The organism is Halomonas sp. SpR1 (assembly GCF_031010175.1).
In the GTDB taxonomy this organism is placed as follows: domain Bacteria; phylum Pseudomonadota; class Gammaproteobacteria; order Pseudomonadales; family Halomonadaceae; genus Vreelandella.
Window position 1 is genome coordinate 170,970 of record NZ_JAUAMB010000003.1, and the last position, 20,836, is coordinate 191,805.

19 protein-coding genes are annotated in these 20,836 nt (G+C 56.0%); 6 read left to right on the forward strand and 13 right to left on the reverse strand.

The features are described from left to right. The first annotated feature begins 72 nt into the window (after positions 1-72). On the forward strand, positions 73-1,581 hold the full coding sequence (locus tag QT231_RS03930; RefSeq protein ID WP_308335623.1) for a YifB family Mg chelatase-like AAA ATPase: 1,509 nt from the start codon (positions 73-75) through the stop codon (positions 1,579-1,581). Here the strand turns inward: QT231_RS03930 and QT231_RS03935 are convergent. Next, a complete protein-coding gene (locus QT231_RS03935; protein ID WP_308335624.1) occupies positions 1,578-2,159 on the reverse strand; it encodes an NADPH-dependent FMN reductase in 582 nt (193 codons plus the stop codon). The genes QT231_RS03930 and QT231_RS03935 overlap by 4 nt on opposite strands. Before the next feature lie 217 nt (positions 2,160-2,376). Between QT231_RS03935 and QT231_RS03940 the strand changes: the two genes are divergently transcribed. Next, a complete protein-coding gene (locus tag QT231_RS03940) occupies positions 2,377-3,687 on the forward strand; it encodes an esterase-like activity of phytase family protein (protein ID WP_308335625.1) in 1,311 nt (436 codons plus the stop codon). Positions 3,688-3,838: 151 nt separating this feature from the next. Here the strand turns inward: QT231_RS03940 and QT231_RS03945 are convergent, their stop codons facing one another. Further along, positions 3,839-4,810 (reverse strand): alpha/beta hydrolase, encoded by a 972-nt coding sequence (locus QT231_RS03945; RefSeq protein ID WP_308335626.1) that lies wholly within the window; start codon positions 4,808-4,810, stop codon positions 3,839-3,841. Between the two features lie 232 nt (positions 4,811-5,042). On the opposite strand from QT231_RS03945, the gene QT231_RS03950 reads away from it, so the two are divergent. Further along, positions 5,043-7,217, forward strand: coding sequence for a malate synthase G (locus tag QT231_RS03950; RefSeq protein WP_308335627.1), 2,175 nt, complete (start codon positions 5,043-5,045; stop codon positions 7,215-7,217). Between the two features lie 122 nt (positions 7,218-7,339). Here the strand turns inward: QT231_RS03950 and QT231_RS03955 are convergent, their stop codons facing one another. The 6 genes from QT231_RS03955 to QT231_RS03980 all read right to left on the reverse strand — a co-directional run bounded on the left by QT231_RS03955 (position 7,340) and on the right by QT231_RS03980 (position 12,498). After that, the gene (locus QT231_RS03955; RefSeq protein ID WP_308335628.1) at positions 7,340-8,089 is read right to left on the reverse strand and encodes an SDR family oxidoreductase; all 750 of its coding nucleotides are present in this window, start codon (positions 8,087-8,089) and stop codon (positions 7,340-7,342) included. 3 nt (positions 8,090-8,092) lie between these two features. Further along, complete coding sequence (locus QT231_RS03960) at positions 8,093-8,824, reverse strand: fumarylacetoacetate hydrolase family protein (RefSeq protein WP_308335629.1); 732 nt, start codon at positions 8,822-8,824, stop codon at positions 8,093-8,095. Between the two features lie 116 nt (positions 8,825-8,940). Beyond that, the gene (locus QT231_RS03965) at positions 8,941-9,939 is read right to left on the reverse strand and encodes an aldo/keto reductase (RefSeq protein ID WP_308335630.1); all 999 of its coding nucleotides are present in this window, start codon (positions 9,937-9,939) and stop codon (positions 8,941-8,943) included. Next, on the reverse strand, positions 9,939-10,733 hold the full coding sequence (locus QT231_RS03970; protein WP_308335631.1) for an amidohydrolase family protein: 795 nt from the start codon (positions 10,731-10,733) through the stop codon (positions 9,939-9,941). Before QT231_RS03970 ends, QT231_RS03965 begins: the two co-directional genes overlap by 1 nt. Then, the gene (locus QT231_RS03975) at positions 10,730-11,179 is read right to left on the reverse strand and encodes an RbsD/FucU family protein (RefSeq protein WP_308335632.1); all 450 of its coding nucleotides are present in this window, start codon (positions 11,177-11,179) and stop codon (positions 10,730-10,732) included. The genes QT231_RS03970 and QT231_RS03975 overlap by 4 nt, the downstream gene beginning before the upstream one ends. Beyond that, positions 11,176-12,498 carry an L-fuconate dehydratase gene (locus tag QT231_RS03980; protein ID WP_308335633.1) on the reverse strand — a complete coding sequence of 441 codons (1,323 nt, stop codon included), beginning with the start codon at positions 12,496-12,498 and terminating at the stop codon, positions 11,176-11,178. The genes QT231_RS03975 and QT231_RS03980 overlap by 4 nt, the downstream gene beginning before the upstream one ends. A 99-nt stretch (positions 12,499-12,597) precedes the next feature. Between QT231_RS03980 and QT231_RS03985 the strand changes: the two genes are divergently transcribed. Continuing rightward, positions 12,598-13,311: a FadR/GntR family transcriptional regulator gene (locus tag QT231_RS03985; RefSeq protein ID WP_308335634.1), complete on the forward strand. Its 714-nt coding sequence runs from the start codon at positions 12,598-12,600 to the stop codon at positions 13,309-13,311. A 31-nt stretch (positions 13,312-13,342) separates the two neighbouring features. On the opposite strand, the gene fucP is transcribed toward QT231_RS03985, so the two are convergent. Next, positions 13,343-14,692: an L-fucose:H+ symporter permease gene (fucP, locus tag QT231_RS03990; RefSeq protein ID WP_308335635.1), complete on the reverse strand. Its 1,350-nt coding sequence runs from the start codon at positions 14,690-14,692 to the stop codon at positions 13,343-13,345. A 322-nt stretch (positions 14,693-15,014) separates the two neighbouring features. On the opposite strand from fucP, the gene QT231_RS03995 reads away from it, so the two are divergent. After that, the gene (locus tag QT231_RS03995; RefSeq protein ID WP_308335636.1) at positions 15,015-15,431 is read left to right on the forward strand and encodes a PaaI family thioesterase; all 417 of its coding nucleotides are present in this window, start codon (positions 15,015-15,017) and stop codon (positions 15,429-15,431) included. A gap of 12 nt (positions 15,432-15,443) precedes the next feature. On the opposite strand, the gene QT231_RS04000 is transcribed toward QT231_RS03995, so the two are convergent. Then, positions 15,444-15,887, reverse strand: coding sequence for a DUF411 domain-containing protein (locus QT231_RS04000; protein ID WP_308335637.1), 444 nt, complete (start codon positions 15,885-15,887; stop codon positions 15,444-15,446). Between the two features lie 301 nt (positions 15,888-16,188). Here QT231_RS04000 and QT231_RS04005 point away from each other — a divergent pair, with 301 nt between their 5' ends. Beyond that, on the forward strand, positions 16,189-16,941 hold the full coding sequence (locus QT231_RS04005; protein ID WP_308335638.1) for a glutaredoxin: 753 nt from the start codon (positions 16,189-16,191) through the stop codon (positions 16,939-16,941). A 146-nt stretch (positions 16,942-17,087) separates the two neighbouring features. On the opposite strand, the gene paoC is transcribed toward QT231_RS04005, so the two are convergent. The 3 genes from paoC to QT231_RS04020 are packed head-to-tail and all read right to left on the reverse strand — an operon-like array spanning position 17,088 to position 20,782. Further along, positions 17,088-19,271 (reverse strand): aldehyde oxidoreductase molybdenum-binding subunit PaoC, encoded by a 2,184-nt coding sequence (paoC, locus tag QT231_RS04010; RefSeq protein ID WP_308335639.1) that lies wholly within the window; start codon positions 19,269-19,271, stop codon positions 17,088-17,090. Between the two features lie 3 nt (positions 19,272-19,274). Beyond that, the gene (locus QT231_RS04015; RefSeq protein ID WP_308335640.1) at positions 19,275-20,225 is read right to left on the reverse strand and encodes a xanthine dehydrogenase family protein subunit M; all 951 of its coding nucleotides are present in this window, start codon (positions 20,223-20,225) and stop codon (positions 19,275-19,277) included. After that, complete coding sequence (locus tag QT231_RS04020) at positions 20,222-20,782, reverse strand: 2Fe-2S iron-sulfur cluster-binding protein (RefSeq protein WP_308335641.1); 561 nt, start codon at positions 20,780-20,782, stop codon at positions 20,222-20,224. The genes QT231_RS04015 and QT231_RS04020 overlap by 4 nt, the downstream gene beginning before the upstream one ends. Between the last annotated feature and the right edge of the window lie 54 nt (positions 20,783-20,836).

The window sequence follows — 20,836 nt, forward strand, 5'->3', positions numbered from 1 at the left end:
GGCACTTAAGATAAAGTAGATTTCGCTTACATTGGGGTTAGTTTTTTTACCTAAAAGCAGCGAGGGAAGAGCATGACGCTAGCCATTGTCGCCACGCGAGCGGGCGTGGGATTAGATGCACCGGCGGTGCATGTTGAGGTGCATCTGGCTAACGGCTTGCCGGGCCTAACGCTGGTGGGCCTGCCGGAAACGGCGGTAAAAGAGAGCCGCGAACGGGTGCGCAGTGCACTGGTTAATGCGGGCTTTGACTTCCCCAATACTCGGCGTATTACCTTAAACCTCGCCCCCGCTGATCTGCCCAAAGAGGGCGGCCGCTTCGACCTTCCCATCGCTCTTGGTATTCTCGCCGCCTCAGGACAAATTCCCGTGGAAGCGTTGGAAGGCATGGAGTGTGCGGGCGAGCTGGCCCTGGATGGCAAGCTGCGTGCCGTACCGGGCATACTTCCCTTTGCCCTGGCCACACGGCGAGCAAAGAAAGCGCTGATTATTCCCCGCGCCTGCGCCGATGAAGCGGCATTGGCAGGCGATTTGCCGGTACTCCCCGCCGACACTCTCTGGCAAGTCGTCGCCCACCTCCTCGACCAGGAGAAGATCCCGCCGCACAGGCTCAGTGCCTCGGTGAAAACCACTGCCCCGGTGGATGATCTTGCCGATGTACGCGGCCAGCAGCAGGCTCGACGCGCGTTGGAAGTCGCTGCGGCCGGGGGGCATAACCTGCTATTTGCAGGCCCGCCAGGCACGGGTAAAACCATGCTGGCCAGCCGCCTGCCGGGCATTCTGCCACCGCTTTCCGAAGAGGATGCCCTGGAAGTCGCTGCCGTACGTTCGGTCTGCGGGCTACCGCTGGAAGCCGACTGGGGTAAGCGGCCATTTAGGCAACCGCACCACAGCGCCAGTGCCGCCGCCCTGGTGGGCGGTGGCTCAAAACCCAAACCCGGCGAAATATCCCTCGCTCACCATGGTGTACTGTTCTTGGATGAACTGCCGGAGTTTTCCCGCCATGTGCTAGAGGTTTTGCGCCAACCGCTAGAGACGGGAGAGATCCATTTAGCTCGCGCCAGCCATGAACGCCGTTACCCAGCTCAATTCCAGCTCGTCGCTGCAATGAACCCTTGCCCCTGCGGCCACTTAGGTGACCCGCGCCAACGCTGCCAGTGCACCGCCAGCCAAATCCAGCGCTACCAGGCACGGCTTTCCGGGCCACTGCTAGACCGCATAGACCTACAGGTAGAAGTGCCCGCGCTGCCGCCAGAGCAGCTCACCGCGCAAACTCAAGGCGAATCATCGGAAGCCGTGCGTGAGCGGGTAATGGTCGCCCGAGAACGCCAAATGGCCCGCGGCGCGCTAAATAGCCAGCTAAGCGGCAAAGCCCTGGAGGCCGCCTGCGCGCTTAACGATGAAGAGCGCGCCTGGCTCGCGGGCGTACTGGAAAAGCTCAAGCTCTCCGCCCGCGCCTATCACCGCGTACTGCGTGTAGCTCTGACCCTTGCCGACCTTCAGGGCGAACCCAAGCCCACCCAGCCGCATCTAATTGAAGCAATTGGCTACCGCCAGCTGGATCGGATGCTGAAAGGGGCTTAACGGTGGTTATTGGCCATTACCTCGACAAGCCGTTGGCAGAGGGCGTCAAGCTTCTCGCCGATAGCAGTGTCATTTAATGCGCCTGAATCGTTAAACGCACTGCCTGCCTTGGGTAGCGATAACGGTTGCGGCAATACAATCAAGCCAAGATTGGAAAGCAACTGTTGCCCCAGCGGCAGAGCGCGGATACCACCCAGCCCACCAGGTGATGCGGCCACCAGCGCTGCCCACTTACCGGCGAACAGGCCAAGCCCTGGCGTCTCTTGGTAAGGCCTGGATAGCCAATCCAAGGTGTTTTTCAGCAACGGCGTAATAAAGCCGTTGTACTCCGGCGAGGCAATCAGCAGTGCTTGGTGATCTGCCAATATATCGCGCAGCTTCAGTACGTTATCCGGCATACCTTGGGTTTCGATATCCTCATCGAACAGTGGACAGGGGTAGTCTTTTAAATCGATAAAGGTTGCTTCCCCACCAAGCGCTTCAATCCGCTTGGCGGCGAGCTTGGCTAGCTGTTTGTTAAGCGAGCCTTCACGGGCGCTGCCTGCCAACACAAGCACTTTTGCTACCGATGACGCCATTACCCTTTCCTCTCATAACGTATTTGAACAACTTCACCTTTTAACATTTATGCCTGCTGAACAAGGTTTTTTGCTCATTAGTGGTCAAACTCGGCCTGAAAACTGACTGCCATTAAAACGTCTGCTCATTGTCATTCAATTATCACCTTCGCTGCGGAGAATTAGCGAAAGCTGAATCAACTCTAATCACTCCCCCTGCTTAAATGGTGAAATAGCAATGATAAAGCCAGTACTAGCCACTGCTCTAACTCTCTTCGCGTTTGCCGGCACGGCACACGCGCAGCAGGTCTTCCCAGCCACCTTGACCGGCCATGCCCAGTTACCGAGCGGCACTTTTGTGGCGGCCCCTGCCGGTGCCGCTGAGCACTACAACGTCTCAGGTCGTTTTCCCGGTAAAGAGGGGCGCGTTGAGCAGCTCTACACCAATGTGCAAGCCACTGGCTTAGCGCTACCCTTTCCAAGCCAGCCGTTGCAGGGGTTCTCCGGTATTCGCTCGTTGGGCAATGGGCGCTTCCTGGTGTTGACCGATAACGGCTTTGGCTCCAAGGCAAACTCTTCTGACGTCATACTGATGTTTAACATCATTAAGCCCGACTGGGACACCGGCCGCGTCGCCATCGAAAAGACCGTTCAGCTCTCGGATCCAAACCGCAAAGTGCCCTTCCCGATTATGAATGAAGCTACTCCTGGTCGTTTTTTAACCGGCGCTGATTTCGATATCGAATCGATCCAGCCGGTGGGCGATAGCTACTGGATTGGCGATGAGTTCGGCCCGTGGATTATCCAGGTCGATAGCGAGGGCGAAGTGCTACAAGTGCTGGCCACAGCCCCAGACGGTACGCCGATGCGCACCCCCGACAATGCCTTTGCCCTCACCCCGAACCCCGGTGCCCCTCTCTCTGATGAGGTGGTGGTGTTTCGCTCCGGCGGTTATGAAGGCATGGCGCTCTCCGAAGACCAAACAACGCTCTATCCCTTGCTGGAAAAACCGATCTGGGACAGCAACGCCAATGCCCCGGAAACCATTGATGACACCCCGGTATTAAGAATGTTCGAGCTCGATACTGAAACCGGCGAGTGGGGCGACACAACCCGCTACTACCCCTTGGAGTCAGCAGACCATGCGATTGGCGATTTCAATCTCATCGGCGGTACCCGCGGCCTGATCATCGAGCGTGATAGCCGTCAGGGTGATCCGCGAGAAGAGTGGGCAGACAACCCCGCCGAGTTCAAACGCATCTATCTCATCGACCTCGAGCGTACGAACGAGCAGGGTGTACTTGAGAAAATTGCCTATATCGACCTTATGGATATCCAGGATCCCGATGGCATTGCACCGCGTGGCACACGCAACGGCATCTTTAACTTTCCCTTTGTGACCATTGAGAACGTTGATCGAGTCGATGAGCGCACCATCGTGGTCGCCAACGATAATAACTACCCGTTCTCGATTGGCCGCCAGAAGGGGCAAGCCGATGATAATGAGCTGATACTACTCGATGTGGAGGCGTTCCTGAACGCCCAGTAATACGGGTAAACGTGAACATCGGAAGGTGAAAGCACTGAATCAATCCATAGCGGAATTTATTCAGTGCTCGTGACGCTAGGGAGTCACCTCGCCAATAAGTTTTACCCCCCTCTCTTTGGCAACAACCCTTTACAATGACGACTTACCAAAACTACTTACAAAAACTATCTACAAACACATCCAGTGCTTCAAACAACTCCTCCCGAATGGCATCAGATTCGTTGACTAAATGGTGGCGAGCTTCCGGGTGGCGATGAATGTCGGCATTGGGAAACTTCTTCGCCAGAATGGCTAAATTCCACTCCCAATCGACGGTCAAATCCTGCTCGCCCTGAAGTATCAAGGTCGGCAATGGATTGGGCTCCTGGGCCAGCAGTCGCGGCATCCAGCGGCGCATCGCGCTCACCCAAGCAACGCTTAGCCGCTCGGGCTGCAGCGGGTCACTCTTACGTAGAAACTCGGTAAACTGCTCGTCGTTAGAGTTGGAGCGATATTTACGCGGCAACTCTTTTACGAACGGACTGGCAATCAAGTGCAACCAGCTTGTTTGGCTCCACCCCCAAGGCCTTACCAAGGGCGCCAGCAGCACCAAACCTGACCAGCCGGAAGCCTCACGGCGGGTGAGCGCGTCGGTTGCCAGAATCGCCCCACCGGTGCTCTGGCCCACGCCTAACCATGGTTCAGGCGCCATGCCTTGTTCCTTAAGAGTCGTCTGCAAGTGGGCCAAGCAGTGCTGATAATCATCGAAATCTTCTATTGCCGCCCGTGCCCCGCTGGAAAGACCGTGGCCGGGTAGATCCCACAGCACCACTCGCCAGCCCTTCGCCAGCAGGCGTTCAAGCAAATGGCGATATAACCCCATATGGTCATAGTAACCGTGAACCACAAAGGCAGTGCCCACCGGCTGCGGAGGGCTCCAGACTTGGCACCATAGTGCAAAGCGCCCCGTATCAATAAAACCTGCATGCACTTCACTGGTATCTAACAGCAGCGCTTCTAAGCCATAGTGCTGGAAATAGCCTTGCATGGCGTCTGCCAATATTTCCCCTGGCAAAAGGCGGGTAAGGGCGGTATCGCCCGAGGCGTGGCGAAACAAGCCTTCCAGATGTTGGAAATCACTCATCGATGTTTCTCCATAACGCCATTGTCCGTTGGCCTAGGCACGGCAGATGCTTCGAGTTCCCAACACCAAATGCCTAGTCATTTGGTCGAGCATTTTAGCGCATTAGGGTCTACGCTGTTTACATGCCCGAGCAGCTGTGGAATTATTTTCCATAAATACATTTTAATCTGCCCGTGGCCAACCATGTTCTAAAAAACAGAGTGCCCACGAGCATCCTCACAGGAGAAACCCCATGAGCGAGCGTATCACGCGCCACCGTTTACAGGTGGCAGCCGATTTAGATCGTTTTATCAATGAGCAGGCGCTGCCGGGAACAGGCGTTGATGAAAACGCCTTTTGGGCCGGTGTGGATGCCCTGTTTCATGATTTGACCCCAAAAAACCGTCAATTACTTGAAGAGCGCGACGCTCTGCAAGAGAAGCTCGACGCATGGCACCGGGAAAACCCCGGCCCGGTTACCGATATGCCGGCCTACCGCCGCTTCTTGAAAGAGGTCGGCTACTTGGCCGAGGCCCCGGCTAATGTCAAAGCGACCACCGCCAACGTTGATCGTGAAGTAGCCGTTCAAGCAGGGCCTCAGTTGGTCGTACCGGTGAGCAACGCACGCTATGCACTGAACGCGGCGAACGCCCGCTGGGGCAGCCTGTACGACGCCCTGTATGGCACCGATGCGATTTCCGAAGAGGACGGTGCAGAGAAAGGCACCAGCTTTAACCCGAAACGCGGCGCCAAAGTCATCGCCTATGCCCGCGGTGTGCTTGACCGCGCGGCGCCGCTGGCCACTGGCTCCCACCGTGATGCAGTGAACTACGCCATTCGTGATGAGCACTTGGTGGTGACACTGGAAGGTGGTCGTGAGACGGGCCTTAAGGATTCAGGCAAGCTGATTGGTTTTACTGGCGAAGCAGGCAAACCTGAGTCGATTCTGCTGGGCAACAACGGCCTGCACCTGGAAATCCAGATCGATCCCAACGACTCTATCGGCAAAACCGACCCGGCAGGCGTTAAAGATGTAGTGGTGGAAGCTGCATTGACCGCCATCATGGATTGCGAAGACTCCGTTGCCGCGGTGGATTCAGAAGACAAAGTGGGTGTCTACAGCAACTGGCTGGGCCTAATGAAGGGCGATCTTGAAGAGAAGATCGACAAAGGCGGGAAGACATTTACCCGCAAGCTGAATGCTGATCGCACCTGGCAGACCACCGATGGTAGCACCGTCACGCTGCCCGGCCGTTCGCTGATGTTCGTGCGTAACGTGGGTCACTTAATGACCACACCGGCGATTTTGGATGACAAAGGCAACGAGCTACCGGAAGGTATCCTGGATGCGGTCGTCACCTCGCTGCTCGCGCTGCACGACCTGAAGAAAGACGCCGACCAGCCACGCAACTCGCGCACTGGCTCTGTGTATATCGTTAAGCCGAAGATGCACGGCCCTAAAGAAGTCGCTTTCGCTAACGAGCTGTTTGGTCGCGTCGAAGACATTCTGGGCATGAGCCGCGATACCCTGAAAATGGGCATCATGGACGAAGAGCGCCGCACCACGGTTAACCTCAAGGCGTGTATCGCCGAGGCCGCGTCACGGGTGGCGTTTATCAATACCGGCTTCCTCGACCGCACCGGCGACGAAATGCACACCGCCATGGAAGCGGGTCCCATGGTGCGCAAAGGCGATATGAAAAGCGCCGCGTGGATTCAGGCCTACGAGAAGAGCAACGTGCAGGTGGGCCTTGCCTGCGGTCTGCGCGGTCGCGCCCAGATCGGTAAAGGCATGTGGGCCATGCCCGACCTGATGCACAACATGCTGGAGCAGAAAATCGGCCACCCGAAAGCCGGTGCCAACACCGCTTGGGTACCCTCTCCTACGGCGGCTGCGCTGCACGCACTGCACTACCATCAGGTCAACGTCACCGACGTACAGCGCGAGCTGGAAGGCCTGGGCGAGCCCGACTATTTGGACGACCTGCTCACCGTGCCGGTAGCGGAAAACGCTAACTGGTCCGATGAAGAGAAGCAGCAGGAGCTGGATAACAACTGCCAGGGCATTCTTGGCTACGTAGTACGTTGGGTAGAGCACGGCGTGGGCTGTTCGAAAGTGCCGGATATCCACAACGTGGGTTTGATGGAAGACCGCGCCACGCTGCGTATCTCCAGCCAGCATATTGCCAACTGGCTGCTCCATGGCATTGTCGATGCGCCGCGGGTAGAAGAGACCCTTAAGCGCATGGCCAAGGTGGTCGACGAGCAGAACGCAGGCGACCCCACCTACACCGCCATGAGCGCCGATTTTGAAGGCTCCACCGCTTTCAAAGCCGCCTCAGACCTGATCTTCAAAGGGCGCGTACAGCCTTCTGGCTACACCGAGCCGCTACTACACGAGTGGCGTCAGGTGCATAAGGCGAAGTAACGCTTGTACGACGCCAAGCGCACTAAAGCATAGTCGCTAATAACCCCTCAAGGACTTGCTCCTTGAGGGGTTATTGTTTACTAGGGAATTTTTTTGAAGAGATAGCCTAAAGAAATCTTCGACTATTGCTGTGGCCTCAACCTCAACGCCTCCATACCGCCATCCACAGGCAGACACACCCCCACCGATGAACGGTTGGCAGGATCGGCAAGATAGGCCACTGCTCGTGCCACTTCTTCCGCACTTACCAGACGACCATGGGGTTGACGCGCCTCAAGCGCTAAACGCTCTGCGGCAGGATCATCAGCCTGCTGTAAAAGCCGACCCACCCATGGCGTATCAGCCGTGCCAGGAGCGACACAGTTCACCCGAATGCCCTCACGTACATGATCTGCGGCCATGGCTCGGGTCAACGCTAAGACAGCCCCCTTGGTTGCCGAATATAGTGCTCTCTGTTGAAGGCCCGCAGTGGAAGCTATCGACGCCATATTCGTGATCGAAGCGGCATTGGACTTCTTCAAGTAAGGTAGCGCTGCGCGGGCCACCCGTGCCATGCCAGCAACATTGATTTCCCAGGATCGTGCCCACTCTTCGTCTGAGTTATCAGCAACATTTCCCTGAGCACCAATGCCCGCGTTGTTCACCACAATATCCAAACGTCCAAACTCATCGACCGTTGACTGAACGGCACTATTCACCGATGCACTGTCTGCCACGTCGCACTTATGCCAATAGTGCTGGTTCTTTGGATCGTCAATATCCAGGACGGCAACGCTGGCTCCCTCCTCTGCTAAAAGATCCGCAATCGCGGCGCCAATCCCAGAGGCGCCACCCGTCACGAGAGCGACCAAACCTTCAAAACGTGCTGACATCGTTTACTCCTCCCAGGCCCGGTAGGTCTGCCGCTGCCGACCAAGTCCTTCGATCTCGACTTCGACCATGTCTCCTGACTTCAGGTACGGAAAACGCCCGGATACCGCCACTCCTTGAGGGGTTCCTGTCGATATCACATCACCTGGCTCAAGCTGCATATACTGGGAAAGATCCCGCACAATCTCAGCACAGCTGAAGATCATGTCGGTTGTACGCGAATCCTGCCGAGAATCTCCATTAACCCATGAGCGCAACCTCGCATCCGCCGGATCGAACTCATCTGCTGTTACGATCCAGGGGCCTAACGGCATATAGCCAGGACTGCATTTCCCCTTGCTCCACTGCCCCCCGGAAATCTCTAGCTGGAATGTTCGCTCAGAGAGATCATTAGCCAGCACATAGCCACCGATATGCTGCACCGCTTCTTCCAATGAGTCGCAGTAGGAGGCCGTGCTGCCGATGATGATACCTAGCTCCACCTCCCAGTCTGTCTTCTGTGAGCCACGGGCAATGGTGACGACGTCATTAGGGCCTGCAATGGTGTTCGGCGTCTTAAGGAAGACGATGGGGCTCTGCGGCGGCTCAGCACCGGATTCAGCCGCATGTGCAGCGTAATTCTGGCCGATACAGATCACTGCGGAGGCTCTAGCTACTGGGGAGCCATAGCGAACATTGTCGTTAATCTTGACGGGAGTGAGACGGCCTTTTTCAGCCAATGTCTTGAGTTGCTGCATCCCACCGGTAGCCCAGAAGCTGGGATCAAAATCACCTATTGGTGAAGCGTCGTAAAGGACTCCATCAATCTCGACGAGCGGCATTTCATATCCGAGCTCACCACGGCGTAACAATTTCATACTTCCTCCTTTAGCAGGCCTTGCGCCCGCAGATCATTCCAGAATGCTTCGGGTATTTCGGATGAAGCCAGTGCCAGATTCCTCTCTACTTGCACTGCCGAACGCATGCCGGCCATCACATTCACGACAGCAGGGTGCCGTTTGGGAAAGTTCAGCGCAGCCTCTGGAAGGCTGACACCGTGTTCACGCGCCACTGCCGCCATCAATCGAGCCCGTTCCAACGCCCACGCTGGTGCAGCGCCATACTCGTACCACGCATCCGCGGGCGGCTCTTCACGAGCCAGTAGGCCGGAGTTGAAAACCCCGACAGCGATGACGCCAATACCTTTCGCCTGACAGGCTGACATCAGCCCCACTTGCTCCTGTTCGAGCAAGGTATACCTGCCAGCAAGCATGATTAAGTCGGGATCGGAATGATCCACGAAGCGGCGCAACATGGCGGCGTCTTTAGAACCAATGCCCCAGGCTGAAATCACCCCTTCGGCCCGGAGCCGATTCAGCATGGGCACAGCGCCGCTGATCGCTTCATCGAAACGGTCAGTAGGCTCTTCAGGGTCATGGATCCAGAGAATGTCGACAGCGTCGAGTTTCAGCCGATCCAATGACTCTTCAAGGCTGCGCTGTACACCATCGGCGGTGTAGTCACGAATCCGTGTCAGCTTATCGGGAACAAGAAAACCATTGTCACTATCTGTGCCCTGCGGCGTTGGGTTCTCGCTAAGCAAGCGGCCCACCTTAGTGGAAATAACGTAGTCCTTGCTGGGCCGTCCATGCAGCGCCCTGCCTAGCCTTTCTTCGGATAGTCCCAAACCATAGTGTGGGGCGGTATCAAAGAATCGAAGCCCACCGTCCCATGCAGCTTCCACTGCATCAAGACAGTCCTGTTCTGCTACTTTTTTGCCCATGTTTCCAAACTGTGCCGTACCGACCCCTAGTTTGCTAAAAGCGGTATGAAGTTTGTCAGGCAAACGTTGGATGACAGAAGATGCCGTCATTAGCATGGTCTCCTTGAGTAGATACGAAGGGCATTCTCATGAGCGACGGATGAGCGGTAGGCGGCGGGCAAGAGTTCCAATACTCGCGAGCACCAATCGCTGGGGTCTTGACTGACAGGGCGGTCGCTGCCGAGCAAGCAGCGCCCTGGGCCGAAAAGCTCAACCGCAGTGCCCACCACATCAGCCACCACACTTTCCAATTCCTTTGCGTCACGGCATTGCGCCGGTAGCCCCGAAAGCTTGCAATGTACGTTGGGTAATTCGGCCAGGCACGCTAGATCCCTGCGCCACTTGAGCATGGCTTGTTCATCGCCAACCTCAGGCTTCCCCATATGATCCAGCACCACCGTCAACTCTGGCACTTGTAAGATTAGTTGGGTAAGAGCCGGCAATTCCCCAGCCCGAACGCAGGCATCAAATGGCAAGCCATGGGCGGAGAGTAGCTTCATTCCCTGAACAAGCCTGGATGAGTCGAAGAGGTCACGATCCTGGAGAAGCCTACGTACGCCAACCACCTTGGGTAGGGCTGCGACCCTTGCCAGCTGCTCCTCAGCATCATGGTTCTCAAGTGCCACACTGGCCACCACGCCGTGAACCCGTGGATCCTTAGCCACGACAGTGGTGAGCCAATCAGCTTCTTGTGCCGGATCGTCAGCATCGGCTTCCACAAGGATGTATTGACGCTCTCCAGATGCCTGTGGAATGGAAGCCGTTGGCGGCAACCCAGCGCCAGCCAGCCAAGCGATGCTGACTACTGACGTGTCCCATACATGAAGGTGTGCATCGAGGATCATGGCACGCCTACCGTTAGTAACAGATTTGCATAAGGGCGTGTTTCGCCGGTAGCGATGAGAAGACATACATCCGGTTCGCGACAGGCCGTATAGAACTCCATCCGCCCCAAATTCGACCAGGTGATTTTTTCGCCATCACCATGTTCGCCACCCCCATGGACATGCTGAACCAACAGCTGCTGGAATTCCTGAACGGCCTCAGAGGCGCCGCCCTCGGCTGTTTGCATGTAAGTGGCGGCCTCTATATGGATCGTCTCAGCGACCGCCTTCAGAACATCAGCAGCAGGAACCATTCCTGCACGGAGGTTTAAGTGCACTCTTGCCGCCGTAGATGAAACACCCGTCGAATGCGGATAGAGTGCATCTGCAATGAGGATTTGCGCCCCATGCCCTGCTCCCGCTAGTGCAGAGAGCAGCTCCGGATGCAAAAGTTTCCCCTTCATCATGTGTTAGCCCCCTCTCGACGTTTTGCCCACTCAGTACCCTCCGGCCAAGCCCAACGTGTCAGTGACGCTGCTTTAATCTCGGCTGAATACCCCGGTGCTTCAGGCAGCATGTAAGCCCCCTTACTCACAATGCAGGGGTCGACGAAATGTTCGTGAAGATGATCAACGTACTCGGCAACACGCCCCTCCATCGGGCCTGATATCGCAACGTAATCGATCATTACGAGATGGCTGACGAGCTCGCAAAGCCCCACGCCTCCAGCGTGAGGGCACACGGGTTTTGCAAATTTCTTGGCCATTAGCAGTACGGGGATAATCTCGTTGATGCTGGCGAGCCGACAGGAATCGATTTGAACAAAGTCCACAGCGTCGGCCTGCAGCAACTGTTTGAACAACACACGGTTCATGCCATGTTCGCCGGTCGCTACGCCAATACCCTCGGGACGCACACTGTCAGCAATGGCGCGGTGGCCTAGAACGTCATCAGGACTGGTGGGCTCTTCGATCCACAGCAAGTTGTGGTGGGCCAGCGCTCGCACTCTCTCGATGGCTTCTGGGACATCCCAAATTTGGTTGGCATCAATCATCAGCGAGATATCCGAGCCGATCACGGAGCGTGCAATGCCGAGCCGCCGCTCATCGTCTTCGGGGTTGGCACCGACCTTAAGCTTGATATGCCGATAGCCCTCCTCAACTGCTTCGCGGCATAGCCTTTCGAGCTTCTCGTCCGAATAGCCCAGCCACCCGGCGGAGGTCGTATAACACTGAAAACCATGCGCTTGCAGATCGGAAATCCGCTCTTCACGATGCTGGCGCTGCTCCTCAAGCATGGCAACTGCTTCATCAGCGGTCAGTACATCCGAGAGATAGCTCAAGTCGAGGTTAGCGACAAGCTCTGCTGGCTCCATCTCACAGATGAACTGCCAGAGCGGAAGGCCCATTCTACGTGCCGCCAGATCCCATACCGCGTTCATTACAGCGGCACGCGCCAAGTGGACTACGCCTTTATCCGGGCCGAGCCAGCGAAGTTGAGAATCTGCTGCGAGTTCACGATAGGCTTGTCCGGGGCTGGCGCACAACTCATCCACATCGCGTCCAATGAAGCGAGTCGCTAACGCATCGATTGCTTGGAGACAAATGTCGTTTCCACGACCTATGGTAAAAGTAAATCCGCAACCGTAGAGCGAGTCGTTATCAGTAACGAGTCTAAGATAGGCGGCGGAGTAGTCGGCATCTTTGTTAACGGCATCGGAACCATCATTACTGTCCGACGTGGGAAAGCGAAGATCGACAAATTCAATCGAGGTGATAATCGTCATCTTAAATCCTCTAATTCATATGATGTATTTAACTCTAGCCTAATATTTACAACCGCTTCAAACTTCTTGAACCAACCATCCATATCGAAGGAAACATGCATGAGCGAAGATAGCCTGGGAGAACAGACCACCCGCCGCCCGTCCCAGAACGAGGTGGTCGTCCAGGGCATCCAGGACATGATCACTTCCGGCGAAATCCGGCCTGGCGATAGACTGCCTGTAGAACCATTACTGGCTGAGCGATTCAGCGTTTCTCGAAGCTCTCTTCGAGAAGGTGTACGTGCGCTTGTCGCCATGGGAATCCTTGAAACAAGGCAGGGATCAGGAACTACCGTCACAACGCTTGACCCGCACTTGTTATTAAAGCCATTGGAATTTTGGGCGAGCATCCAGGGGGACAAGTCCTCGCATGACCTCCACACCGTACGCCAAGCACTAGAGGTCGAATCTGCTGCCACGGCGGCATCGCGTAGAACGCCTAAAGACATAGAACGACTCAGATATCTACTCAAAACCGCAGAACCCGCCATTCAAGCTAAGGATCACGAAGCTGCGATGGCAGTAGACTTAGAGTTTCACCTCACAGTGGCGAAAATCTCCAGGAACCCAATCCTTATTGCCCTTCTAGAAGCTCTCTCCCGCCCAACACTGCGAATGAGGATATGGCAGTCCATCTATCGCAGTGGCCGCCTCGACACGACCCACCACGAGCACCAGGCGGTGCTGAATGCTATCGCCGCTGGCGATCCCATCTCAGCGCACGCCGCCATGCGTACACACCTGGCGCAGGTTGCCATTAATCTGGAAGACTGATGGTGGATAGAAAGCCTTACTACCTTCAGCATTAGGCTATATCTTCAGCGCTAATCGACACTGGCGCTGGATTGCGCAATACATAGACGCCATAGCCAACGATAACCAGGAAGCAGCCAGCCACTACCAGATAGCTAATTCGGGCCGAGGTCATGTCGATAACCCATCCTTGCAGTGGCGGAAGAAGCGCCCCACCTACGATCGCCATGACCAGCCCCGCCGCACCATACTTGGTGTCTTGACCGAGCCCCTCAAGCGCGATGCCATAAATGGTGGGAAATAAAAGTGAAATACAGGCACTTAACAGCACGATGGCGATTGCGCCAGCGACACCGCCGCTGATCACGGCAAACACAGACAGCCCTACACCCAACACGCACATGAGCGTCATTAGCATACGAGGGTCGAAGCGGCCCATCAGGCCTACCATGATGAAACGGGAAAACAGAAAAACCAGCAGAGATGCCTGGAGCCAGTACCCTGCGACAGTACTATTAACCCCCAGGTTTTCAGTGATGTAGTGGAGCGTGAAGGTCCACGTGCACGTCTGGGCAGCAACATTGAAGAACTGCGCGACTACACCGAAAGAGTAGCGTCGATTCTTCATCAATCTGCCCAAACGGCTACCTGGCAGCTTCACCACTTCACTCTTCCGATCCGCCATCAACCCCTCATGCTTCGGCACCCGCACCATGGCGATGGCAATAGCGATAACAATATAAAGTAGTGCCAGGGTGATATAGGGCCCCATAACAGCCTGCAGCTCCATTGACTGCATATGCTCAAGCTCTTGTTGAGACAGAGCAGCACGATCTACTGCAGTGGCTGGATTGACGTGGGGGAGTATGAAGATAGCGGCTAACAAGACACCCAGGTTAGAACCTATGGGATTAAAAGCCTGAGCAAAGTTGAGTCGACGCGTGGCGTTATGGCGTGGCCCCATAGCCATTACATAGGGATTTGCCGATGTCTCTAAGATGGAAAGCCCTGCCGCCAGCGTAAACAAAGCAACCAGAAACACGGCGTAGGTCATGACGATCGAGGCGGGATAAAACAAAAAACCACCCGTGGCTGCTAACAAAAGCCCAATCAGCACACCACCTTTGTAACCCAACTGCGAATTGATCCAGGCTGCCGGGATAGCTAAAGCAAAATACGCTCCGTAGTAAGCAAACTGAACCAGCGAAGATTGGAATGCACTCATTGAGAAAACCGATCCAAATACCGAAACCAATGGATCCGTTAGGTTTCCAGCCAACCCCCACGCCGCAAAACAGAGGACGATGAGAATGAACGGCAAGCGCATACCTTGGTGAAGAAACGACTCTTTTTCGAGCTCAGATTGGTTCGCAGGCGATGCTGCAGTGAGATGAGATTGCACGAGCGACTCCTTATTGTATTATTTTTACGAGGCCAAATTGATCTGATGAATTTTGGATCAAGGTAAAAATAGCTAAGTCCACTGGATATGGCAAGCGCCCATTTTTAAACTTTTCTTCGAAGTATATTTCCACCAAGAAAGGCGGCGAGGTATTCCAACGACACCGTTATGAGCAAACCACTGCTACAAACAAGCGCAGAATGCTATAACGACCAAGGAAAAGGGGGATTGAGGCGCTAGATGATGAATGCTGATAACTTGCTGGCTAAGGCGTGACCGACAAGACCAATGAGTTGCCTGACTAATTAATAGGAAAACAACAATGACCGTAATGACTGCGCAACAAATCGAACACTTTCTGGATGAAGTGTTTCCCCAGCGCATGGGCAAGATAGAGTGTGTGGGCAACATGACGGCCACCATGCGCTTGAAAATCGGCAACGAGCATTTGCGCCCCGGCCCGCGGGTTTCCGGGCCTACCATGATGGGCTTTGCGGATGTGGCTATGTACGTGGCTATTTTGGCGCAAATTGGCCCAGAGGCGATGGCCGTGACAAGCGATTTAAACTGCCACTTCCTCCGCGCAGCCTCCGGCGATCACGATATTATTGCCCACGCCAAGCTGATCAAACTTGGCCGCCGCCTAGCAGTGGGCGAAGTACAGCTATTCTCAGCCAGCGATGAAACCCGACCCGTGGTGCATGTCACCGCCAGCTATGCGTTGCCGGTCAAGACTTAAGGCGGGCGTCAATTACGGCGCCAGCGTCATAAACGGCTCATCTTGCTGATCGCTAAACGCGTAGACGTTATAGGGTTCACTCTGCGGCCCCGGCATACCCGGCGTACCAATGGGCATCCCCGCTAGGCCAATGCCATCGACGTCGGGCTGCTCTTCAAACAGTTTGGTGACGGCTTCCATCGGCACATGGCCTTCAATCCAATACTCGCCTATTTCGATGGTATGGCACGAACCCAAACCATAAGGGACGCCCGCCTGCTGCTTGATATCGCCCAGCTCTACGTCATCAATAATCGTCACTTCTACGCCAAGCTCTTCAAGATGGCGCGCGTATTCGTCACAGCAGCCGCACTGGGGATTCTTGTACAGCGTGGCTTCAGTGGGTAGTGCGGCCTGAGCCGAGGCGGCTCCTAGGAGTAAAGCACTAGATAAAAGCGTAGCGGTAAAACGTGTCATGAGCGGTCTCCTTGAGGTGTGTGACTGAACAAATACTTGGCCATCGAGGCGATATAGCCTATCAACAGTAAAATTTTACGCTTTAAGTTTACAACCCAGGGGCTACCTTAAGGTCAAGCTTTGCCACCCAAAGGAAACAAGGAGATTGCATCAGATCATCTTCCCATTGTCAGTGTAAGTGGGGCAACAAAACTCATGAGCCGTTGCCGCTTACCAATACTTGACCTATAGGCAACCCCAGGTACTAGGCTTTAGATACTAGGCTGATAGCTTTGTTAAAGGCATAAATAGGGAGGTTGCCATGGCATCATCACAGCAAAGCGCGCGGGTTTACCGGATGAAAACCGCCGAGCATCTGTGTCCGTTTGGCCTGAAGACGGTAGATCTACTCAAACGCAAAGGCTTTAAGGTCGACGACCACACATTAACATCCCGCGATGAAATCGACGCTTTCAAAGAACAGGAAAACGTCGACACGACGCCGCAGGTGTATATCGGTGACCAACGCATCGGTGGCTATGAAGAGCTGCGTGAGCATCTGGGAATGAGCGTGCCAAACGCGAAAGAGACCACTTACCGGCCGGTAATTGCCATTTTTGCTACTGCGTTGCTGATTGGTTTGGCGATTAGCTGGGCTACCCAGGGCACACTGTTTACTGCACGCATGCCGGAGTATGCCGTTGCCACGGCGATGGTGCTGCTCGGCCTGCAGAAGCTGCAAGATGTCGAAAGTTTCAGCAGTATGTTTTTGAACTACGACCTTTTGGCCCAGCGCTACGTGCCCTACAGCTATTTTTACCCCTACGCTGAGACACTTGCAGGCATTTTAATGCTGGCCGGGGCATTGATTTGGCTGGCAGCACCACTGGCGCTGTTTGTCGGCACGGTAGGGGCTGTCTCCGTCTTTAAAGCCGTGTATATCGACAAGCGTGAGCTTAAGTGCGCCTGCGTCGGCGGTAACAGCAATGTGCCGCTGGGTTTTGTGTCGCTAACCGAAAACCTGGTAATGATCGCCATGGGGCTGTGGATGCCGCTGCGGATGTTGTTTTCATAAATAGCAAAACGGTAGAGCAACGAGTGGCATAAAAAAGGCTTAGGGCCGTTCAAACGATCCCTAAGCCTCTAAGCGTTTCAAAAAAGATTAAAAATGCTTTCGCCTCTCAACATAGAGTGCAGGCTAGCAGCCACATCCCTGAGGTTTTACGCTGCGGGTAACTGCGCAATTATTCGATCCAGCGTCATTGGGTATTCGCGCACCCGAACACCGGTAGCATTGTAAATCGCGTTGGCAATCGCGGCGGCTACGCCACAGATGCCCAGTTCTCCAATCCCTTTTGCTTTCAGAGGCGTTGAAGCCGCATCGGTGGTGTCTAAAAATATCACCTCCTGCTCGGGAATATCCGCATGCACCGCCACTTCGTAGCCAGCTAGGTCGTGGTTGACGAAGAAGCCGCGCTCGGTATCTACGCTCATTCCCTCAGTCAAGGCAGCCCCCACACCCATGGTCATACCGCCAATCACCTGGCTGCGCGCCGTGATGGGGTTGAGGATGCGCCCTGCATCACACACGGCCAGCATACGCCGCACGCGGGTTTCACCGGTATAGGCATGCACAGCCACCTCAACAAAATGTGCTGCAAAGGTGCCAATCTCCAGCTTGTCCTTGAAGTCGCCAAAGCTGATCGAGTCTTCAGCCACCATCTCCTCACCATCGGCCACGTCGGCCAGCGCCATATCTATTTGTCCGCCGACGACACGGCCGTTTTCAAAGCGCGCCTCGTCAACGTGCAGGCGCTTGGCAATCTGCTTTTGAAGCGCCACGCAGGCAGCGTAAACACCAGCGGTGGAGCTTGCCGCGCCAAACTGCCCACCTGAACCGGAGGAGGTCGGGTAGGCACTATTGCCAAGGCGCACCTCTACGTTCTGTATCTCCATTCCCATGGTTTCCGCCGCCGTCTGGGTCAGGATGGTGTAGGAACCGGTACCGATATCGGTCATGTCGGTTTCCACAATCAGACGCCCATTCTGCAAACGTACCCGCGCCCCCGAGGTCATGGTGGGCGCGCCGCGGTAGGCACCGGCCACGCCGTGGCCAATCAGCCACTGGCCTTCGCGCTTGCAGCCCGGTTTAAGGTTCCGCTCAGCCCAGCCAAAGGCTTCGGCGCCCTTGCGCAGGCACTCCACAAAGTGGCGGTCGCTGAAGGGTTTCGATGGCTCTTCGGGGTTGACCTGGGTATCGTTGAGAATCCTGAACTCCACCGGATCCATGCCGAGCTTCTCCGCCATCTCGTCCATGGCGATCTCTAGCACCGCGAGCCCCGAGGCTTCGCCAGGAGCACGCATATCCGCCGATTCGGGAAGATTCATATCGATAGGATGGTGCGCCACGCGACGGTTTTCGCCCGCATAGAAGCAACGCGTCTGATTGACCGCATCTTCACCGCTGCCACCGGGCAGCGTATGGGAAACGGCGGCGTGCTCGAAGACGGTGATCCTGCCATCTGCCTCGGCTGCGATACGCAGACGCTGAATGGTGCCGGAGCGGTGGGTGGCGTTGTTGAAGATCATCGGGCGCGGCAGGGCCACCTTGACCGGCCGACCGGTTTCCCGCGAGCCAAGGGCGGCCAGCACCGCATCGGCACGCAGCCACAGCTTGCCGCCAAAGCCACCGCCCACATAGGGGCTCTCAAGACGGATTCTGTCGGCGTCGATTGCAAAGGTGGTAGCGAGCGCCTGACGTGTCCACTCGACCATCTGGTTCGAAGTCCATACCGTCATCTGACCACCGTCCGACCAGTCAACAATGGAGGCGTGAGGCTCCATCATGGCGTGGCTTTGCGAAGCGGTGCGGTAGGTTTCATCCAGTGTCACCGGCGCGGCGGCAAATGCCGCGTCTACATCGCCTACGTTGGCGATCGGCTCGCCGGTGCTCTGTAAGCGTGCCCAGGCATCTTCAAGATCAAACTCCCCCGGCGTCTCTTCATAGCGCACCTCAATCAAGGACGCAGCACCACGCGCCTGCTCCAGAGTATCGGCAACCACCACAGCAATGGCCTGATGGTAGTGTTCAACGCTGGCGCCGCCAAACAGGTGGGCCACGTTGCTGTCGGCACGCGCCAGCGGCTCAAGCTCCAGAGTAGTGATAACGGCGGCTACGCCGGGTGCGGCACGAGCCGCCGAGGCGTCCATATGGGTGATTTTTCCCCGAGCAATCGTGGCGCCCACGGGATAACCCACCAGTTGGCTGGCAACCACGTCATGCCGCTCGTAAGCGTAGGGGGCACGGCCAGTTACCTTGAGAATACCGTCGACTCGCGTATGCGGTTTGCCGATAATGCGGGCACGGTCGAACAGGTTATCTTCCGTTGATTGATTAAAATCCATGGGTTACTCCTGAGCCAGCAGCGCGGCGAGCGTTCGCTCTGCCAGGGTAAGCTTGAAGGCGTTCTCTTGCGTCGGGCGAGCCCCATCCAGTAAGCGGGCCATGACAGCAGATGCGCCCTGCGATAACACCGCATCGGCTTCATCGCGTCGCCAGGGCTTGGGCGCCACGCCACCCAGCGCTACGCGCCCCGTTCCATCGGAGGCTTGAATCAGCGCAACGGATACCAGCGCAAACGCGTAGGAGGCCCTGTCGCGCACCTTGTAGTAGGCATGGTGGCCTTCAACCGGGGGCGGTAGCAGCACGGCAGTGATCATTTCGCCCACTTGCAGCGCGTTCTCCACCTCCGGCGTATCGCCGGGCAATTGATAGAACTCATCCAGCGTCAGGCGGCGCGTTTCACCCGATGACGTCACGGTTTCCACTTCGGCATCCAGCACGCGCAGGGCAACGGCCATGTCAGAAGGGTGTGTGGCAATACACGTGTCCGACGTGCCGATAACACCCAGTTGACGCGATGTTGCGCCATCACCAAGTGCCGCACAGCCAGCCCCAGGCGAACGCTTGTTGCAGGGCATGCCGGTGTCATAAAAATAGGGGCAGCGGGTGCGCTGTAAAAGATTGCCGCCGGTCGTGGCTTTATTTCGCAGCTGGCCCGAGGCACCCGAGACAAGCGCCCGACTCAAAACCGCGTAGTCCTTGCGAACCCGAGCATCCGCCGAGAGCGCGGCGTTGCTGACCAGCGCGCCAATACGCAGACCGCCCTCATTCGTCGGGGTAATATCGTCAAGCCCAGTGCCCGATACGTCGATCAGGTGCTCGGGAATTTCGATCTCATGCTTCATCAGATCCAGCAGGTTAGTACCGCCCGCAATAAACTTGGCGCCCGGCACTTCCGCCGCGCGCGCTGCTGCCTGGGCCGGGTCGCTTACGCGTTCATAAGAAAAAGCTTTCACGAGCGCGCCTCCGCAACCTGGTTAATGGCCTTGAGAATGTTGGCGTAGGCGCCACAGCGGCAGAGGTTGCCCGACATCCGCTCGCGGATTTCTGCATCGTTTAACTCGATAGGCGTATTCAAATCGTAGGTAACGTGACTTGGCAGCCCAGCCTGGATCTCCTCAAGCACTGCCTTGGCTGAGCAGATCTGCCCCGGTGTGCAGTAGCCGCACTGGAAAGCGTCATGATCGACAAAGGCTTGCTGCATGGGATCAAGATGATCGGCCTCACCCACTCCTTCGATAGTCGCAATATCATCGCCTTCATGCATGACCGCAAGGGACAAGCAGGCGTTGATGCGTACGCCGTTCACTAACACCGTGCAGGCGCCACATTGTCCATGGTCACAACCTTTCTTGGAGCCTGTAAGTTGCAGATGCTCACGCAGAGCATCCAAAAGCGTTGTGCGGTTATCCAGGGTTAACGTATGGCGTTCGCCATTGACGGACAGTGAAAAGGTGCTGCTATTAGGGTTCACGGTCTTGGGGTGTCTTTCGACGTTATTAGAGGAGTTCATTGCTATATGCCTTCCTTGCACGTTGCCATCGCTTATTTAGTGCCATAAGACCTT

Bases quoted from the DNA above. Each gene is read 5' to 3' on its own strand.
- QT231_RS03930 (WP_308335623.1), top strand. From the start codon at position 73: ATGACGCTAGCCATTGTCGCCACGCGAGCGGGCGTGGGATTAGATGCA.
- QT231_RS03935 (WP_308335624.1), bottom strand. From the start codon at position 2,159: ATGGCGTCATCGGTAGCAAAAGTGCTTGTGTTGGCAGGCAGCGCCCGT.
- QT231_RS03940 (WP_308335625.1), top strand. From the start codon at position 2,377: ATGATAAAGCCAGTACTAGCCACTGCTCTAACTCTCTTCGCGTTTGCC.
- QT231_RS03945 (WP_308335626.1), bottom strand. From the start codon at position 4,810: ATGAGTGATTTCCAACATCTGGAAGGCTTGTTTCGCCACGCCTCGGGC.
- QT231_RS03950 (WP_308335627.1), top strand. From the start codon at position 5,043: ATGAGCGAGCGTATCACGCGCCACCGTTTACAGGTGGCAGCCGATTTA.
- QT231_RS03955 (WP_308335628.1), bottom strand. From the start codon at position 8,089: ATGTCAGCACGTTTTGAAGGTTTGGTCGCTCTCGTGACGGGTGGCGCC.
- QT231_RS03960 (WP_308335629.1), bottom strand. From the start codon at position 8,824: ATGCAGCAACTCAAGACATTGGCTGAAAAAGGCCGTCTCACTCCCGTC.
- QT231_RS03965 (WP_308335630.1), bottom strand. From the start codon at position 9,939: ATGACGGCATCTTCTGTCATCCAACGTTTGCCTGACAAACTTCATACC.
- QT231_RS03970 (WP_308335631.1), bottom strand. From the start codon at position 10,733: ATGATCCTCGATGCACACCTTCATGTATGGGACACGTCAGTAGTCAGC.
- QT231_RS03975 (WP_308335632.1), bottom strand. From the start codon at position 11,179: ATGATGAAGGGGAAACTTTTGCATCCGGAGCTGCTCTCTGCACTAGCG.
- QT231_RS03980 (WP_308335633.1), bottom strand. From the start codon at position 12,498: ATGACGATTATCACCTCGATTGAATTTGTCGATCTTCGCTTTCCCACG.
- QT231_RS03985 (WP_308335634.1), top strand. From the start codon at position 12,598: ATGAGCGAAGATAGCCTGGGAGAACAGACCACCCGCCGCCCGTCCCAG.
- QT231_RS03995 (WP_308335636.1), top strand. From the start codon at position 15,015: ATGACCGTAATGACTGCGCAACAAATCGAACACTTTCTGGATGAAGTG.
- QT231_RS04000 (WP_308335637.1), bottom strand. From the start codon at position 15,887: ATGACACGTTTTACCGCTACGCTTTTATCTAGTGCTTTACTCCTAGGA.
- QT231_RS04005 (WP_308335638.1), top strand. From the start codon at position 16,189: ATGGCATCATCACAGCAAAGCGCGCGGGTTTACCGGATGAAAACCGCC.
- paoC (WP_308335639.1), bottom strand. From the start codon at position 19,271: ATGGATTTTAATCAATCAACGGAAGATAACCTGTTCGACCGTGCCCGC.
- QT231_RS04020 (WP_308335641.1), bottom strand. From the start codon at position 20,782: ATGAACTCCTCTAATAACGTCGAAAGACACCCCAAGACCGTGAACCCT.